The 17263-nt window shown below is 67.4% G+C and carries 13 protein-coding genes and 2 pseudogenes; 10 read left to right on the top strand and 5 right to left on the bottom strand.

The features are described from left to right. Positions 1-100: transposase (locus H305_RS48625; RefSeq protein WP_037767046.1), on the top strand; the 100-nt coding region annotated here is incomplete at its 5' end. Positions 101-868: 768 nt separating this feature from the next. On the opposite strand, the gene H305_RS0141135 is transcribed toward H305_RS48625, so the two are convergent. Next, positions 869-1534, bottom strand: coding sequence for a DUF4097 family beta strand repeat-containing protein (locus H305_RS0141135; RefSeq protein ID WP_028805592.1), 666 nt, complete (start codon positions 1532-1534; stop codon positions 869-871). A 540-nt stretch (positions 1535-2074) separates the two neighbouring features. Between H305_RS0141135 and H305_RS54225 the strand changes: the two genes are divergently transcribed. The 3 genes from H305_RS54225 to H305_RS0141150 all read left to right on the top strand — a co-directional run bounded on the left by H305_RS54225 (position 2075) and on the right by H305_RS0141150 (position 4828). Beyond that, a complete protein-coding gene (locus H305_RS54225) occupies positions 2075-2203 on the top strand; it encodes a TerD family protein (RefSeq protein WP_199791534.1) in 129 nt (42 codons plus the stop codon). Between the two features lie 812 nt (positions 2204-3015). Further along, positions 3016-3708, top strand: a complete 693-nt coding sequence (locus H305_RS0141145; RefSeq protein ID WP_051371557.1) for a vWA domain-containing protein — start codon at positions 3016-3018, stop codon at positions 3706-3708. A gap of 895 nt (positions 3709-4603) precedes the next feature. Beyond that, complete coding sequence (locus tag H305_RS0141150) at positions 4604-4828, top strand: hypothetical protein (RefSeq protein WP_028805594.1); 225 nt, start codon at positions 4604-4606, stop codon at positions 4826-4828. A 415-nt stretch (positions 4829-5243) separates the two neighbouring features. Here the strand turns inward: H305_RS0141150 and H305_RS0141155 are convergent. Next, positions 5244-5465: pseudogene (locus H305_RS0141155) on the bottom strand (transposase); the annotation flags it as partial. 523 nt (positions 5466-5988) lie between these two features. Between H305_RS0141155 and H305_RS49660 the strand changes: the two are divergent. Then, positions 5989-7428, top strand: coding sequence for an SIR2 family protein (locus H305_RS49660; RefSeq protein ID WP_267880817.1), 1440 nt, complete (start codon positions 5989-5991; stop codon positions 7426-7428). 5 nt (positions 7429-7433) lie between these two features. After that, complete coding sequence (locus H305_RS56560; RefSeq protein ID WP_028805596.1) at positions 7434-7661, top strand: hypothetical protein; 228 nt, start codon at positions 7434-7436, stop codon at positions 7659-7661. Positions 7662-7720: 59 nt separating this feature from the next. On the opposite strand, the gene H305_RS0141170 is transcribed toward H305_RS56560, so the two are convergent. Beyond that, a complete protein-coding gene (locus tag H305_RS0141170; protein WP_028805597.1) occupies positions 7721-8260 on the bottom strand; it encodes an ATP-binding protein in 540 nt (179 codons plus the stop codon). Positions 8261-8451: 191 nt separating this feature from the next. Continuing rightward, positions 8452-9180, bottom strand: a complete 729-nt coding sequence (locus H305_RS0141175; protein WP_028805598.1) for a GntR family transcriptional regulator — start codon at positions 9178-9180, stop codon at positions 8452-8454. Positions 9181-9307: 127 nt separating this feature from the next. On the opposite strand from H305_RS0141175, the gene deoC reads away from it, so the two are divergent. Further along, positions 9308-10063: a deoxyribose-phosphate aldolase gene (deoC, locus tag H305_RS48635; protein ID WP_051371546.1), complete on the top strand. Its 756-nt coding sequence runs from the start codon at positions 9308-9310 to the stop codon at positions 10061-10063. 712 nt (positions 10064-10775) lie between these two features. After that, positions 10776-11492 carry a GntR family transcriptional regulator gene (locus H305_RS0141185; RefSeq protein WP_028805599.1) on the top strand — a complete coding sequence of 239 codons (717 nt, stop codon included), beginning with the start codon at positions 10776-10778 and terminating at the stop codon, positions 11490-11492. 20 nt (positions 11493-11512) lie between these two features. Here the strand turns inward: H305_RS0141185 and H305_RS51760 are convergent. After that, positions 11513-11686, bottom strand: a pseudogene (locus tag H305_RS51760) (IS5/IS1182 family transposase); the annotation flags it as partial. A gap of 268 nt (positions 11687-11954) precedes the next feature. Here H305_RS51760 and H305_RS49665 point away from each other — a divergent pair. Together H305_RS49665 and H305_RS53755 are read left to right on the top strand one after the other, a co-directional pair. Continuing rightward, positions 11955-15911: a hypothetical protein gene (locus tag H305_RS49665; RefSeq protein ID WP_158690672.1), complete on the top strand. Its 3957-nt coding sequence runs from the start codon at positions 11955-11957 to the stop codon at positions 15909-15911. 694 nt (positions 15912-16605) lie between these two features. Continuing rightward, positions 16606-17094, top strand: a complete 489-nt coding sequence (locus H305_RS53755) for an SsgA family sporulation/cell division regulator (protein WP_051371549.1) — start codon at positions 16606-16608, stop codon at positions 17092-17094. Positions 17095-17263: the final 169 nt, after the last annotated feature.

A 17263-nucleotide genomic window follows, 5' to 3' on the forward strand; every position in this document is an offset into this window, starting at 1 on the left:
CAACAAGCTGTGGTCCGGCTCCTACTTCGCCGCAACCGTCGGCGGCGCCCCGCTCAGCATGGTCAGGCAGTACATCGAACAGCAGAACCGGCCGGTGTGAGCACCGCCCGGCCCCGCCGGGACCAGCCCACGCGACGCTCCGCACCGCAGACGAGGAACTGCGGTGTCCGGCTCCGCCGGACCTGAATCCGCGACGCTCCGCGTCGCCACCATCAGATTCGCTTCACCACCGGCCTGAAGGCCAATGCACTGCGAATGAATTCCGGTAGCCCGGCCCCGGCAACGCTCTGGCGGGGCCGGGCTGCAACCGCTGTCGCAGGCGCCAGTGCTGACGTCGCTCTTCCGGTCATCTCGGCGCTGCACACCGCCATCGGGCAATGCTGGCCGCCTCGGACGAACCCGCCCGCCCGCTCGCCGCCCGGCGCCCCCGCCCGTGGCCACATCGACGGCACCGGCTGGGCGTTGCGTCGCGTCCGAGGCAGAAGGCCTGCGGCGCCGGAGCCCGCAAGTCTCCGGCTGCGCATGAGCTTTTTGACGATCCGGGCTCGGGGTCCTGGTCCATTGCCCGTGGTGTTGATCGTGAAGCAGGTCGAGAACCGCATCTGCATCTGCTGTTCGGGGCTGTCATCTGTCATCCTTCCGCTTCCTGCGACGGCAGCGTTGCGCGCCGTGCGACCGTGTCCGCAGCCCATAACGTGAGCTGCAAGGCTCCCCGACCTGTCGAGGTCGTGGAGACTTCCCGCTCACTCCACGACCTCGACCCGACTCGACCGCCCCGGCGCGGACTTCGTGTGGATCACCGGGCAGACCAGAAGCAGCTGCCGGCGCTGTGGAGTCCGGCCCGGTGCCTGCACCCCCACCCGGCAGGTCAGAGGCTGCGAGCGGTGATGTCGCCGTGCGTGGTGGTCGCCTTGATGGTCAGGGCCGGGGCGCCGTCGTTCTTCAGCGTGTTGTCGATACGGCCGTAGCCGGTGCTGGCGTCGAGGGAGGCGGAGACACCGTGGGCGGCGGCGACGGTGATGTCACCCATCTGCGTGGTCAGGGCGAGGGGGCCGCGCACGGCTTCGGTGACGGTCACGTCGCCCTTCTGGGTGCTGATCTCACCGGGACCGTTCAGCCGGCCGACGACGATGTCAGCGTCGAGACCGACCAGGCGGGCGCTGTCGGCCTCGTCGATCTTGACGGTGCGGTAGCCACCCTCGAAGGAGACATCACCGAGGCGTCCCACGCCGCGGTACTGCGCACTCTCCGTCTTCGCCTCCACACGGGAGCCGGCGGGCAGTTGGACGGTCACCTCGACGCTGCCGCAGGGGCCGAGGATCCGGTTGTTCGCTTCCGGGGCCTGGATGCGCAGGACACCGCTGTCGTAGGTGATCTGAATCTGTTCGGCCGCCTTCACGTCACGGCTCTTGGAAGGGTTGGCGGGTAGGACCTCGACCGTGGTGTCGGAGCGGTCGGCGGCAATCAGTTGGATGCGTCCGGCAGGGATGGCGAGAACGGCCTGGACGGGGGCGGGGGTAGCGAACTTCTGCATCACGTAACTCCTTCATGGGCCGGTGCGGGCCCCCTCGGCCCACTGTTTCCGACACCAGAAACGCTACGTTGCATTCATGGATCCGCCAACAAGCCTGTTGCGTCAAAGCGTTGTCGCTGCAGGTAGATTGAGGGAAATCATTGCAACAACTCTGAAGGGAACGCAACAGGCTTGCCGCTGATCATTGCAATGGAGTGAGGCTGAACGCTCCACGGGAAGCGGTGCCGCGCTGCACGGAGAACGAAGCGGGCGGTGGGGACGTGATCTGGGAGGTGCCCGCCTTCGACGCCGGCGTCACCGGCGCCCAATGTCCCGGGTTGGACCTCACCGACGCGTCAGGAGGAGGGACTTCGAGGAAGCAGATCTCAACCGCGCCTTCCTCGACGGCATCTGCCTCCGAGGCAGCCACAACGGGCAGCCGGAGCAGCGACCACCGCGCCCTCGTGCTCTCCCAAGGGGGGCATCGAGGCAGCCGCGCCGACTTACGATCAGTGCAAGAACCAGTCGCCCGTCACGCCGAAGGGGCTTTCATGGCTGAGCTTGTCCGGCAGCCTCGGCGATGATGGCCAGGTCGCCGGTAACGACGACTTCGTCTTCTACAACCAGCCCTCGACCACCGACGGCGCCGCACGCCTTGCCGGCAAACAGCACGAGGGACAGCACCGTTGAACGCGCCACCCTCCACCTGTCCGTCCTGGCCGAACGGGTACGACGCGTCGCCATCGCCATCAACATGGAGTCGACACCGGCCTGACCTGCGGATCCCTCTCACACGCCACCTGGGACATGAACTGCCCCACCGGCGCAGCCTGGACGTTCAGGCACCCGGCCGACCCACCATCCGGCCATGGTCATCGCCGAACTCTACCGACACAGCGTCAACGGCCAGCCCGTGTGAAAACTCCGCGCTCTCGGCCAAGGCTGGGCCGAAGACCTCGACGCACTCGCGCGCGCCCGCGGCGTCAACATCGAATGACACTCGAGCAGGGCCCAACAGCACTACAACTGCAGCCGATAAAGGAAGTTGACCGAGATACGACGGTCCCGCCCGGGAGATGCGACGGTGATCGGCTGCTCCCCCACACGCGCGGTGTTCTTCGTGTGGGCGCTGAGAGCGACCACAGCGCCGACCCGTGTCCGAACCGGCTCTAAAGGCCTCGACGACAGGGGTTTTTCTGTGGGCGGGATGACCGGCCTACCGCGTCTGGCGGGTGGACGGAGTGAGCCACGTTCCGAGCATGGGGCAGCGTCGGACATCACGGCGGCCCTGGGTGACACCCGTGCCGGTCGAGCCATGCGAGAGAGCTGTACTGCACCCGGTCCCAGTCACGGATCGGCCATGCCGGCCTACCGACACCGGAAGGTGCTGAGAAGCAAGCGAAGTCGGCAAAGTCGAGACCCTGCCCGCTCCTTGAGACCACTCTGGAGAGGTGATCGAGACGAACCGCCCTGAGCACTCCCCCACCATCAGCCTGTCCAAGATGCTGGAACGGGCCCCGGACCTGGTCAGCCTCTACAAGACGGCGGGCACCAGTGTCCGCGATCACGGGCTGGAAGGGGTGCGGGCGGCGGTGTATCTCGTACTGGACCGCTCACGCTCCATGCGGCCCTACTACGCCGACGGCACCATGCAACACCTCGCCGAGCAGGTCCTGACGCTGTCCGCGCACCTGGACGACGACGGGACCGTCCCGGTGGTCTTCTTCTCCACCGACGTCGACGGATCCACCGACCTGAATCTCGGCAGGCACCGCGGCCGCATCGACAAACTGCACCAGAACCTCGGACACATGGGGCGCACCAACTATCACTGGGCGATGGACGAGGTCATCGACCACTACCTCGACTCCGACAGCGATGAGCCCGCCCTGGTGATCTTCCAGACGGACGGAGGCCCGACCAGCAGGCCCGCGGCCGAACGCTACCTGTGCAAAGCCGCCCGCCTGCCGTTGTTCTGGCAGTTCATCGGCTTCGGCGACCCGGGCGACAACGAGTTCGCGTTCCTGCGCAAGCTCGACACCCTCGCCGTCCCCGACCGCCGCGTCGTCGACAACGCCGGCTTCTTCCACGCCGGACGCACCCCGCAGGCCGTCAGCGACGGCCTCCTCTACGACCGACTGCTGCAGGAATTCCCCGCATGGCTCACCGCCGCCCGCAGCGCAGGCATCATCTAGCAACACCCCGGGCCTGTACCGGCCAGGCGAACAGGCCGCACCGCGGTGGCGACGGCCGACCGGCGAGCCTCCTCGGGCAGGCGACGCGGTCACCGAACTGCCGGGCGCCTTCTGCTACATGGCGAGCAGGAAGGTGGAATCCCGGCGGAGCCACTGGGGCGGAGGCGGTGCGAGGGGGGATGTCGGGCTGCCGTCGGCGTCCTGCACGCAGGCCGCATGACGGTGACCCCGCCGGTCGAGGACGGGGTCACAGCGTGTGTGGTTGTGGCGGCCTGCTGGCACAGGTGACCCGCCGGAACTTCCCTCTCCCCCGACGCATTGCGCAGCCAGGGAACAAGTGCGTCGCAATCCCAGTTTTCTGGGATCCGAATTCACTGCTGCACTCTTACCCGAGCAGTCGAAGAGGAAAACCTCACCATGAAATCCAGCATTCGGACGATGCCCGTCTGCCATGTAGCAGACTGCGAGGAAGCCGGTCGGCGCTTTCCCGGAACAGCCGGCACACCGTTCCCTTTCCGCACCGGGAGCCGTCCGGGTGAACACCCGCCCCGGGCAAGGGAGCCGGTCTGCGCCACTGCCGGCCTGTACGGTCGGGACCTTCCCTCGCCGAGGCCCGTGAGAGGGCCGTTTCTCCGGGTGCCTGGCGTTTCACCGGTTCACGTGAGCTCCTGAGGGCGAGTCTGCGGGGGGATGACACCGGGATCGGCGCGCGGGATCGGTGCGTCTGGATGGGCCTCACGGTTCAGCCGAATACGCGCCAACATCCTTGAAACCCAAGTGAATTCGCCGAAGAATTCTGCGGCCCCGTACAGGATTTCGGCTGAGGTTATGCGGGGAGGAATGCAGAACCGGCTGGCACCGGACTTCCCTTTCCTCCTACGTTTTGGAGGTGCCCATGGGCACTCCTCGCACGCCTTCCACCGCCCGCCTGCGCCGGAATGCGGAGAGCCGTCCCTCTCGGACCACGTTCATCGTGGTCCTGACCATCGTCATCGGTGCGCTCACCAGCGCCGTCCTGACTGTGGTCTTCGCCCCCGAGCAGCCTGCCGCGGCCGCCGCGGCCGGAGTCATCGCAAGCTCGGGCCTCACCGCCGCGGTCGCCATCCTCACCCGCCAGTGAACAGCTCCCCGCGGCCGGGCGGTCACTGCGACAGGGCCGTGACAGCAGGGCCTGTCACAGTGCTCGCGCGGGCGCGGGCAGACGACTGCCGCCCGCTGGCGTTGCTGCGGCGGCGGGAGGCCGGCGTCGGCGGATGCGGACCCGCCGACGCCAGGGGGACCGCCTGCCATCCGGCCTTTGCCCGGGCGGCAGTTGGGCGCGTCGAAAGCGGTGGAGTGGCGGTGTCAGTGACGCCAGCCCGGCTGGTGGTGTATTTCGCGCTCGTGCCGGCCGTGTTCTCGCGGGCCCGTGTCCGGACGTGATTCGGCACTTGGCCGAGGGGCTGCGGGGCCTGGGGGTGCTGGGAACCTGGCTTGTGCGGGTGAACCGGTGAAGCCGTCGCTGTCCCGGGAAGGACGCTGGCCAAGAAGTCATCTCATTTGGTGAGTCGGCGGTAGCAGATGAGGGTGCAGGCGATGCTGGTGAAGGCCAGGAAGTGGTCTGCCTTGCGTTCGTAGCGGCGGTGCAGGCGTCGGCATCCGGCGAGCCATGCCATGGTGCGTTCGATGGTCCAGCGGTGGCGGCCGCGTCGTTGCGAGGTCTCGATGCCCCTGCGGGCGATGCGGTGCCGGATGCCTCGGCTGGACAACCATTGCCGCGGGTGGTTGTCGATCCGCTCCCGCAAACCACCCACCGCCTGGCCCACGTCCTGCAGCACCTAGTGGTGCTTGGCGGCGTCAGGCTTTGGGGGGTGTGTTCGGTCATGGTGCGGCTCGGTCGCTGGCGGCGTCGAGGTTCGTGTGGGGCGGGCGGGCTTCCGATTCTCGTCAATGTGACCATAATTGGGATGCGGGCGTGCTGTTACCTGACCGCGCTGCTTCGACGCGTCGTCATAAGGGTTGGTCTGGAGGCAAGTTGTGGAAGCGTACGTAAAGCTGGCGTTCGCCATGCGCGACACCCCCGGCGCCTACGCGGTCCTGCTGGGAGCCGGAGCCTCGGTCGCGGCGGGCATGCCGTCGGCGTGGGATGTCCAGCAGCACCTCATCGAGCGTCTTGCTGCCGCGGAGGGCACCTCGCAGATCGGGGACCCGCACACCTGGTACCAGAAACGCTACGGTCGTCCCGCCACCTATGACGATCTTCTGGCGGCGCTCACGAGCACCCCTTTCGAGCGGCAGGCGATGCTGCGCTCCTACTTCGAACCCGACAAGCAGGAACGCGAGGACGGCCGTAAGCAGCCCACGGCCGTACATCGTGCGATCGCCCGTCTGGTGGCTGCCGGGCACGTCCGTATCGTGCTGACGACGAACTTCGACCGGCTCATGGAGACCGCCCTGCGCGAGGCCGGCGTCGAGCCGGTCGTCGTCGCCAACGCCGACGGTGCTGCGGGCCTTGCTCCGCTGCACACTCTCAAGTGCCTCGTCGTCCACGTCCACGGCGACTACCTCAACCCCACGAGCATGCTCAACACCCCCGAGGAACTCGACCGCTACGCCCCCGAGGTCGATGAGCTGCTCGACCGTATCTTCGCCGAGTACGGGCTGGTCATCTCCGGCTGGTCGGCCACGTGGGATCCCGCCCTGCGCAACGCCTTTTCCCGGAGCACCACCCGGTTCTTCGCCTCCTACTGGACCGACCCGAAGGAGCTTTCGGTGACCGCCCGCGAACTCCTCACCCACCGGGGCGCCACGTACGTCCGGGCCGACGCCGACACTTTCTTCTCCCAGGCAGCCGACGCCGCCGCGGCGATCACCGACGCCGTCCGGCAGCACCCGGCGAGTATCGACGTCTCCGTCGCCGTCGCCAAGCGCGCCCTGTCCGGTACCAGGGTGGCCATCTCCCTGCACGACACCCTCCGCCGCGAGATCAGCCGTGTCGCCTCCCTCCCCCTGCGTACCAGCGGTCCCTGGCAGGTCACCGACACCGCTGCCGAGCACGGCCGCCGGCTCGAGACGCTGGAGGCCGAGGCGGAACTGCTGCTCGCCCTGGTCGCCACGACCGCCTACTGGGGGCGCACCGAGACCGACCGCTGGTGGCTCCGCGACATCGAGCAGCTCGGCACACACCACGACAAGTACGGCGACCCTTCCCTGCTCAGACTGGCCCAGGCGCCCGCCACCATGGTGATCTACGCGGCCGGCATCGCCGCCCTGGCCGCGGAACGGTGGGGCACCCTCGTCCGCATCCTGCACGAGCCTGTCGTCTACGGCCCGCGCGGCGAAAGACCGTATGCCGCGGCGGGGCTCCTCAGCCCCGAGTGGACACTCGGGCTGCCCCAGGCCTCCGAACGCCTCCACAGGCAACTGAACGACGTCTTCACCCAGCACCTGGCCCTCAGTGAGACCACCTACCTCGAGGCGTGGGAGCGCTTCGAGTACCTGCGCCTGCTCGTGCAGTGCGATGCCGAACTGGGATTCAGTGAGCCGCACATCCGCCTGCCCGGGTATCTCGACGACGCAGCGCCCGTCACCTGGCTGGACAAGCAGGTCGCCCTGTACGGCGACAACCTCCCCCTGATCCGTGAAGGCCTTCTCGACGGAGACTCCCGCCGACTCCAACAGGCCATGGACTCCACGAGCAGCACGTTCAACGCGATGGCCGCCCGGCAGCGGCTCGGGTAGCCGACGTGATCGGTGATCTCGCCTTCCAGGGCGGACTCCAGCACCCGCTTGGTCAGCTGCTGCAGCAGCCCTCCCTCGCCGGTCAGTTGCAGGCTCTCACCGCGGGCCCGGTCAACCAGCATCGCGATCAACTGCTCGTCCGACGTGGCCGCACAGACCGACTCGACTACAGGCTCTTGCTCGACGACATCTCACTCACTTGGCGTCTCCATGATCAACAGATCCGTCGTTGATCAGACACTCCCCGCCCCGAACGCTTCGCCATCGGTCCGCCGCAGGCATAGCAGCTGCGTCACAGCCAGCCGACCTTCTTGATCACATCGGCTGCGACGTCGCCGACCGAGCGCGTGGTGGCGTCAACGCTGAAGTCATCGACTGCTGCTTGGTCGAGGATCCCAGCCAGCTCGCTGGCCCTGGCCAGGTGCCATTGCAACGCTTCGGGCTCGTTCTCGTGGCGCCGCATGAGTCGCTGGTGGTTGACAGGCAAATCGACCTGGAGTCGGCACACCGAAAGCTCGGTGCCGACCGCATCACCGCACAGCTTTCGCTCATCCAAGTCCTCGATCACACCGGCGAGGACCAGCCGAGCCGCCCCAGCAGCGAGGTAGTTGCCGGCCATGCTGCGCAGGTTCCGCAACATCATGCCGAAGTTGAAGCGGTCTCCGGACGGCGCTGGCCAAGACTGGCGCAGCCAGTCGAGGTCGATGACGGCATTCGGTATCCCCGCATCGGCGAGAAGGCCGCCCACGCTCTCAGCCACCGATGTCTTGCCGACGCCGACGGTGCCGTTGATCAGAAGAGAACGGGGTTCCAGAGAACTATCTGCTTGCATGCACGAGACCCTACGACCCAGCGCGGTGGCAAGCCCGTCCGGCTCCCAGGTCGCCGGCATCGGGGCGATGGTCGTACGCGGCACCCCGCGCGACAGCCTCTACCCGGTGGACACCCTGCTGAACCTCGACGGCTCTTTCCGGCTGCCGCCCGCGTCGGTGCAGGGATGGTGGTGCCGCCGCGGGCGAGTGGTCACGGGCTCTCGTGGCGGGCGACGGAGAAGTCGACCTGAAGTGCGTAGCGGTGGGCCACGTAGGAGCTGACGGTGTACTCCAGCGGAGCGCCGTGTTGGTCCGTGATGGAGCGCGTCTCGACCAGCATCGCCGTGGTGGGGCTCACGTCGAGTTCGGGCGCGTCGTCGTCAGCGGTCCGGGCGGTCAGTACGGAGGAACCGAGGGTCGGGTGCAGGCCCATGCGGTGCAGTGCGTTGTGCAGTGATCCGGTCTCCAGATCCGCAGTGAGCAGGGTTTCGAGGGCGGCAGGGAAGGCGGCGTGTTCGATGGCGACGGGCAGGTCGCCGAAGAGCCGGACGCGGCTGATCGCGACCACGGTCGCGCCTTCATCGGACGTGGCCGGGTACAGCGCCGCGGCCTCGGCGGGCGTAGCGGGGCGCAGGCCCGCTTGAAGGACACGCGAGCGGGGCGTTGCGCCTACCGCGAGTGCCTGGTCATGGAAGCTGAGCAGGGTGCCGACCGGGCGCGCGGCGGCGGCCTTGCGGACGAAACTTCCCCGGCCGGGCACGCGCTCCAGCAGGCCGTCGCGTTCCAGCCCTGCCAGGGCCGCCCGCACGGTCATGCGCGAGACGCCGAACTCCTCGGCCAGTCGAGGCTCCGAGGGGAACGGGTCGCCGTCGACCGCGTCGGCCATCCGGCGACGCAACTGCTTCTCGATGCGTTCGTACAGGGGCTGCGGTGCGGCCATGGCGGGCGTCGTCCTCCGGGTCGGGGTGGTTCGGTCGCGGCCACCTGCGCGGGAGCCGCCGTCGACACCACCATCCTTACCTGTATAGGCTGTATAGACAGCTTAGGGATGACTGGAGGGAAACGCCATGTCTGTCGCTTCGATCTCTGCCACTCGCTGGGACGGCCCGCTGCCCGCTCGCGAGGAGGTGGCGAAGATGATCGACCACTCACTACTGCGGCCGGAGCTGACCCCGGCCGCGGTCGCCGAGGGCCTGGAGACCGCGCTGGAGTACCGCACCGCCTCGGTGTGCATGCGCCCGGCCGACGTACCCGCCGCCGTGACCGCGCTCGCCGGCAGCGATGTCGCGGTCGGCACCGTGGTCGGCTTCCCCCATGGCGGGGCGACCACCGCAGCCAAGGTCTTCGAGACCACCGAGCTCGTCGCCTTGGGGGCACAGGAAATCGACATGGTCATCGACATCGGCCGTCTGCGCGGCGGAGACACCGCGTACACCCGGGACGAGATCGCCGCCGTCGTAGAGGCCGCACAAGGCCGCATGGTCAAGGTGATTTTCGAGAACGCGTACCTGGACGACACCCAGAAGGTCGCCGGATACCAGGCGGCGGAAGCGGCGGGCGCGGCGTTCGTGAAAACCAGCACGGGCTTCGCTCCTGGCGGAGCAACCGCTCACGACATCGCCCTGATGCGGCGTACCGTCTCGCCGCACATCCAGGTCAAGGCCGCCGGCGGCGTACGCACCCTCGACGCCCTGCTCCACCTGCACTACCTGGGCGCCACCCGCTTCGGCGCCACCGCCACCGCCACCCTCCTGGACGACCTCCAGGGCCGCCTCGCCGGCGACGCCCCCCTGGCGAGCGACGGCACGGCTTCCGGCTACTGAGTGCCCCCGGGTTCCGGGGGGGGCACCCCGGAACCTCGCCGGAGTGCTGCCGCCTCGCGTGCCGTTCGCTGTGCCCGCGGCTGACGTCGACGCCCACACCTCTGCACCATGGTCCGAACGATCCAGTCTCACAAACGGTCCTTCGAGGCCTCACTGGCCCGCCATCCCGTCGCCGCCTCGGCCCTGGCGACCGCCGTCGCAGCAACAGCGACGGCCGTGTGGAAGAGGCGCGCCCGAACGTCTTCGTGAAAGCGACCGCGAGCCACCGGCCCACGCCCCTCGGACTGGCGCGTGGAGCCCAGGCCAGCACCCGTATCGGTGTCTGCTAACGCAGCGACGGACTAGAGCCCTTTCCCACAGTTCAGTCCGACAGCCAGGCTCTGCCGCGGGTGCGGGCCAAAGATCGCGAAGTGGACTCCGCCGGTTCCGGTGCCGGTGCTGCCCAGAGGCGGAACTGATCCCAGCGCGAGATCTCCTGCGTGCCGGTCAAGCACGCCCCGCCGCTGGTCCGTTCCACGTCCGTCCAAGACGTCATCAGTCAGCAGGGCCGGCCCGCCACATTCGCAATAGGCATCCCACACGCGTTCCCCGGGCGGTCTCATTCTTCGGCGTCGTCTCCAACGGGCTGGCCATCGCTGGAAGCCTGCGCATTCGAAGATCAATAGACTTTCGAAAGTTTGAACGGGATTCGAGCCCCCGCTAGGGTAGGTCAATGGTGTCCAAAGGCGGGCAGCAGACACTGAGCGACGACGTGTTCGCGCGGTTGCGCGCCGACATCCTCGGCGGCCGGCTACTGCCCGGGCGTCGCTTGAATTACCCCGAGCTCAGTTCGCGGTACGACGTGAGCGTGAGTGTGTTGCGTGACGCCCTCGTGCGGCTGAGCGAGCAGGGCCTCGTACGGTCGGTCCCTCACCAGGGGTTCGTGGTGACTCCCGTGTCGCGCGAGATGCTCAGCGAACTCACCGACACCCGCATCGAACTCGAGTCTCTCGCGCTGCGCCGGGCAGTCGCCGAGGGCGACCTGGCCTGGGAATCCCGCCTAGTCGCGGCGCACAACACTCTGAAACGAACGCCGTACACCGCCGACGGCGACCATCAGCGCGTCGACGGCGACTGGGCAGTCACCCATGCCGCCTTTCACGAGGCCCTTCTGGACGGCTGCACCAATCGGCGACTGTTGCAGATCGCACTCGGACTGCGGGACGAGGCCGAGCTCTACCGCCGCTGGTCGCAGCCCGTCGGGGACGAGCCGAGCCGGGATCTGATCAGCGAGCATCGCGCTCTGCTCGACGCCGCGCTGGCTCGGGACCCGGACATGGCAGCAGCGACCTTGTCCGCCCACATCCGTCACACGGCCGACCTTCTCCTCACGGCCGCCGAGCGTCTGGACCGCGACGCGGCCGCGCCTCGGCCGACCAGCTCGACATAGCGCCGCGCACATCAAACCGGGCCCAGCGCTGCTCGCTCAAGCCGACGCGTGGCCTGGCCCCTGGCCAGAGCGAGCACCGCACGCGCGGACGGTCGGAGCTTGCAGCGCCGGTCACCCTCCCGGGTGACGATCAGCATCGTCACCCACTCCACGAGTGCGTGCGGCAGATCGAGTGCGGCAGGATACGGGACCAACAGGGCTCCTGAGCTGGCGAGTTGAGACCTAGACACCTCTCTCAACGGCACGGGAGCCCTGTCCGTTGCCTACGGTCCGGTCGTCACCCATCCGAGGCCACCCTGAAAACCCTCACTAATCGACAGATCCCTGGAGCCTGTCGACACCGCGGCATAGAGTACGGATGGGTCGTCACCGAAGTTCCACGAGACTCGGGACACCCTCGCCTGATTCGGAGGGCCTGGTACCGGGCCAAATTGTTTGGAGGGGTGTGGCCTTCAGGTGTCGGTGGACCGGGTTGACGTTTTGGTCATCGCCGCGTTGCAAGAGGAGTTAGCAGAGGCGAAGGCCGCTGGCCTTGCCGGGGTATCTGGCGACCCTGGGGTGGCGCGGTGGGAGGAGCGCGGCGCGGGGGGATCGGCTCCGTACTGGTGGGGTGAGTACCGTCGAGAGGACGGCCGACGCTTATCGGTGGCGTTGGCACGATCGACGCACATGGGTAGCCGGGAGACGGCGCCAATCGTGACAACGTTGACCAATCAGTTGCAGCCCAGATGCTTGGCTATGTGTGGGGTGTGTGCGGGTAACCCTGACGACATAGTTCTCGGGGATGTGGTGGTAGCCGACCCGGTCTACGAATGGGACGAGGGTAAGCAATCCCCGGCGGGGCTGAAAGGTGATAATCGGCAGTTCCGGCTGGACCACCGTTGGCTCCATGCGGTGCAGGACTTCACCCCTAGAGGGCTGCCTAGTTACCGCCCGGCCGACGATCAGGACGCGTTGCTGTGGCTGTTGGAACGGTTGTACCGGGGCCAGGATCCGCGGAGCCATCCTGCGCGTCGTCGGTATTTCCCGGAATGCACATGGAGGGCGCGGCTGCAGCAATGGGAACAAGGAGGATTGATCGGCCGTGCGCAAACCGGGTTGGAGTTGACCGACCAAGGTGCGGAGTTGGTGCAGGGGTGGTTGTACGACGATGTGGATGGGCCACGGCGTCTGCCGTTCGAGGTGGTGGTGGCCCCGATGGCGTCGGGAAGCGCGGTGGTCGCCGATCCCAGGCTGTGGGCCCGGTTGCAGCGCATGGGGGTGCGAAAGATTGCTGCAGTGGAGATGGAGGCCGCTACCGTCGCCACGGTGGCGCACCAGCATCGGGTGCCGTACTGCCTGATCGCCAAGGGCGTCATGGATCACGCCGACAGCAACAAGGAGGATCGGTACAAGCGGTTTGCGGCCCGCGCCTCGGCCGAGGTGTTGTACGCCTTGCTTGCTCAGTTGCTGCCCACCGCCGAAGCGGACAGTAGTGGCCAAGTCCCGTCGATCGCACCATTCGTCGGAATCGACGATGCCGATATCTACGGCGACGGCGACCCGGCGACCATCACCTTGCAGCGTGACGAGTACGGCGCCGCCACAACCGCCCCGCTGCCCGAGTTCTACGAGGTCATCGACTACCTGACCACGCGCCGCATCGCCCGCGTCTCCGGCGAGTCGGGCACCGGAAAGACCACGATGGCGGCCATGGTTGGACGTGACGCCGCGCGGTTCGACGCGGCCTTCTACGTCGACCTGGCGAGTCTCAACGCGCCGTTCAGCGTCACCGACACGGCTCTGCTGCTCGACCGTCTCACCACCCTCGATGAGCCAGGCAGACTGCTCGTCGTCGACAACACACACCTCGATGGACGTCTAGAACGGACCATCGTCAATCACTGGCTGGCCACCTGCGGTCGCGGTTTCATGCTGCTGCTCTCCCGGCGCGACGAGCACGACAACCGCGTGCCGACCGTAAGGCTAACCGTCAGCGATAGGTCGCTGCTTGCCGTGTGGCGGCGGATAGATGCCTTCGCCCATGCTGCCCTAGCTCTGCCGTCGGACGGCGCTCTGATGAGATGGAAGGAGACGTTCCCCGACCTGGTGACGTTCGCACTTGCCATGCGCGGAAGCATCGGTCGCCTGGCGGCCGACGCGACCACGCTATCCCAGCAGGACGCCGTCGCCTTCATCCGGTCGAGATATCTCACCGGCCGCAGCGCAGAAGAGGAAGAGAACCTGCGCCGCCTGGCCACGGCCGGACGATACGAGTTCGGCCTGAGCCCGGGCTCGCTTATCTCTAACGGCCTGTCGAAGCTCGTTATGGAAGGTCTTATCCACTCCCGCGAGCGCTACTACGCCCTGGGGCATCCGGCTGTGGCGCGGCTGCTGCTGCGCGCGCTAGGCGTATCGACCGACTCCGCGGAGCTGAAGCAGATCGCGGTCGCCGAGCCTTATGTCGCCTGCGGGATCGCCTCGCGGCTCGTCCAGGCCGGACGCCGCACCGACGCCGCGCGGCTACTCGAACACCTGGTCGAGAACGGCATCATCCGCAAGGACATCCTCGCGAAGTCCAATCTGTCCAACCTGTCGCGGACGACACGCCAGCTCGTCTCCCTCGGTGTCGCGCAGCTCTCGGACATCGACCACCAGCTTTCATTGGAGCAGGAGCTCCTCGCCACGAAGGTCCAGCAGTCTCCACCGCCGGACGTCATGCCCTTCTTGGAGTTCCTGAAGCTGCTACCACGAACTACCGCCTTGTTCAGCACGCTGCTCAAGCAGCCGGCGGTACGGCAGGAGTTCATAGCCTGGTCTTACGACGCGCCGGTCTGGTCCTTGCTGAACGTCGGGATGGCCGCCCGCCGGTTCGACGACGAGTTGAGCGGGAAGCTGCTCGCCATCCTCTTCAACGTCCGGGCCGCCGACGTGGCGGAGAAACTGAGCCGGGCCAGCTCATCCGACCTGGGTAGCTGCTTTCGGGCCAGCGAGATCGCGGGGCGGAACGCCGAGTTCATCGCCGTCATGTCGGAGCGGGTCGGCGCGTCGATCCCCGAGGTGGTGCGCCACTGTATACGCCGGGGACCTGGCGAGGTGATCCAATACCACGCCTTCCTGCAGCTGAGACGCCCGGAGCTGGCGGCGGCGTTCCGGGACCGGCTCGCGAGCGCTGAAACCTGGCCCGAACTCGACAGCGCACTCGCCAACAGACACGTCGGGTTCCTAGTTCACCTGTTGGCATGGGCAGACACCCACCGGCAGGCCGATCTGAGCGGGCACCTTGAGGAGGTCATCGGCGACCGCCTGCGAGGCGATACGCTCGCTTGGGATCTGCCACTGCTCACCGCGAACGACTTCGCCGCCATCTTCTCGGCGGCCAGCAACTCCCGGACGCTCAGCGGAGCGCTCCCGGCGGTGCGCCAGTGTCTGGGCGAGCACTTGGACATCGTGGCTCGGAACACCCTCGCGCGCGGGTTGGGCGAGTACGTGCATCTGTCCGACGTCCTTGCCTTTCATTCGGCAGAGCTGGCGTCGGACTTCCGTCGTCAGCTGCTGAGCGTCGAGCTCCGTGAGCTTGCGGCAGCGCAGGCGCGGCGCGCGCCCGTACACGTGGTCGAGTCCGTCCGCGGGTGGACCGCACTGGAGCCCTCTGGCCCTGGAGGAATTCCTCCAGGGCAGAGGGCTCGCCGCGGCCTCCGCCGACCAACGGGGATCCCGCGCAAGGCCGTCGGCTTGGCCTGCCACACCTCGGATGCCATCTTCGAGCTACACGGTTTCGCCGGCAGCGAGGAATGTCGGGCTGCCCTGTCGCCGGTCGGCCTCACCGCCCCAGCCGTCATTGGGCGGTACCTCGTCCTCGCCTCACGTCCAGCCTTCGCCAACCGATCGGAGGAGCTCGCCGCGTTCGCCAGGCTGCCCCGGAATGAGCGTCACTTTGCGCTGGTCGGCGCGATCCGGATGGTCGGTACCCATCCAGCGGACGAAAGGGCGTTCTGGGGGGCGCTGCTCTCCTCCACGGACGCCGTGCTCACGCCGCCGATCCAGCGTTCGCTGCTTGTGGCGAGTGCGGGTCGCGCGCTGGCCATCGCGAGAGGACTCGGCGGGGCCGAGCCCGGTGCGAAGGAGTCCGTACCGAAGCTGTGCGCGACCATCGTCCGCGACTGGTACAGCGCGGCGGACCGGGTAACTCCGCAATTCGAGGGCCTGTTGTACGCGTACGCGCGTGATCCGGGCAGCACGTCGCCACCGCTGCGGCCGTATCAGGCGGTCTCCATGGCACATACGCTCCGAGCGATTGGTCGCGTGAACGCGGAGCTGGAGTCGGAGCTGGTCACGGCGTTGCGGCGCGAGGTTATGCAGAATATGAGCGCCATGCACCGCCAACGATTCGCGGCTTGGGCCGATTACTCCGACATCGCCTCGGCCACGCTGGCTTGAGTAGGGTCGGGGACTGGCACGGTGGCCATGGGAAGGCTCCGTTTCCAGCCCCCGCCCGTCACCACCGGGCATGCGTTGGGTAGGCCGCCAGCGAGGTGCCTGTGACCAGGCCCTTTTCCAACGGCTCCCCCACCGAACCCACCGTGCTGCCGCCAGCACGCCGAGGAACTTCGTGGTGGCATACGTATGCAGCTCAGTCGGCAGAAGGCGACTGCTACGGGCTGCGAGCGGGGGTTGTCGTTGAACGCACGATCCAGCGGCCCGCTGCGCGGGTCCATGGTGACGGTGCCGTCGGGTGTCTCGCCGGCTTCAACGGTGCATACGCGGATGATGCCGGTGCCCTATGGCTCGGCCCGAACTCCCCGACTATCAGGCAGCGTAGTGGCGGCGAGTCCACCGCTGTCTAGGTAAGTAGTGCCCTGCTTTCGCGAGGGTCTCCTTGGTGCTCGCGCTGTGGGCATTTACGGAAGGGGTGGCTGCCCGGCGTGTGAACCGAAGTGGCACGTGCGCGCGTTCCGTTGGTCACGCCCGATGAGCACGCTGGAGATTCTGGTCGCACCCCTGTCATTCCTCTCATGCCCTGGCACCATCAGCAGCGGCGGCTAGGACATGCTCGTAGTCAGGTTACTGATGCCCAATGGGCGCGCCTGAGGCGAAAGTAGAGGCTGTTCTCACGGTCTCGAAAGGGTTTCCCATGCCTCGTCAGCAGCTTGGCCTCCACTCCGTTGCGCGCCCTGTTCACCGCAGGCAGTCGCTGTCGTTGCGCTTGGACAGGATCCTTTGGTCGTCGGTCCGTATCCCGCATGAAGTTACATTTCGCTACACGGAGGCCGACCCTCTCGCGGTGCGGCTGGAGTTTCTGACCCCGGATGGCCGTACGGTCGCTTGGGCGCTCTCCCGGGACCTGCTCTTCGATGGCACGGAAGAGCCGAGCGGGTTGGGTGATGTACGGCTGTGGCCGTCAGTCACCGGTACCCGGCGCGTGCTGCACATGCGGCTCGAAGCACGGGGAAGCTCGTGCTTGTTTGAGATGGATCTGGAGCGGCTGCAGAAGTGGCTGCTGGGGACCTTCGAGCTGGTTCATCCCGGGACGGAACTGGCTCAGATGGACTGGGATGCCGTGGTGGCTTCCCTTACCGCGGGGAAAAATAATCCGCCGCACGCGGAGGGGCCCCTCTCGTAAGCCGCACGCCTGATGAGCATGGGCTCTGTTCCGGGGGCCCGCCGGCACTCGGCAGCCGAGTCCTCCTCTGGACTCGGGAGCCCGGCGAGGGGAGACCTGCGGCATTGTTTCCTTTGCCACACTTTCCACGCCTAGGTTTTACTTGTGCGCGAGCTAAACGCCCCGTAAC

Source organism: Streptomyces sp. 142MFCol3.1, assembly GCF_000424945.1.
Classification (GTDB): domain Bacteria; phylum Actinomycetota; class Actinomycetes; order Streptomycetales; family Streptomycetaceae; genus Streptomyces; species Streptomyces siamensis.

Bases quoted from the DNA above. Each gene is read 5' to 3' on its own strand.
- H305_RS0141135 (WP_028805592.1), bottom strand. From the start codon at position 1,534: ATGCAGAAGTTCGCTACCCCCGCCCCCGTCCAGGCCGTTCTCGCCATC.
- H305_RS0141145 (WP_051371557.1), top strand. From the start codon at position 3,016: ATGCTGGAACGGGCCCCGGACCTGGTCAGCCTCTACAAGACGGCGGGC.
- H305_RS0141150 (WP_028805594.1), top strand. From the start codon at position 4,604: ATGGGCACTCCTCGCACGCCTTCCACCGCCCGCCTGCGCCGGAATGCG.
- H305_RS49660 (WP_267880817.1), top strand. From the start codon at position 5,989: ATGCTGCGCTCCTACTTCGAACCCGACAAGCAGGAACGCGAGGACGGC.
- H305_RS0141170 (WP_028805597.1), bottom strand. From the start codon at position 8,260: ATGCAAGCAGATAGTTCTCTGGAACCCCGTTCTCTTCTGATCAACGGC.
- H305_RS0141175 (WP_028805598.1), bottom strand. From the start codon at position 9,180: ATGGCCGCACCGCAGCCCCTGTACGAACGCATCGAGAAGCAGTTGCGT.
- deoC (WP_051371546.1), top strand. From the start codon at position 9,308: ATGTCTGTCGCTTCGATCTCTGCCACTCGCTGGGACGGCCCGCTGCCC.
- H305_RS0141185 (WP_028805599.1), top strand. From the start codon at position 10,776: ATGGTGTCCAAAGGCGGGCAGCAGACACTGAGCGACGACGTGTTCGCG.
- H305_RS53755 (WP_051371549.1), top strand. From the start codon at position 16,606: ATGCCTCGTCAGCAGCTTGGCCTCCACTCCGTTGCGCGCCCTGTTCAC.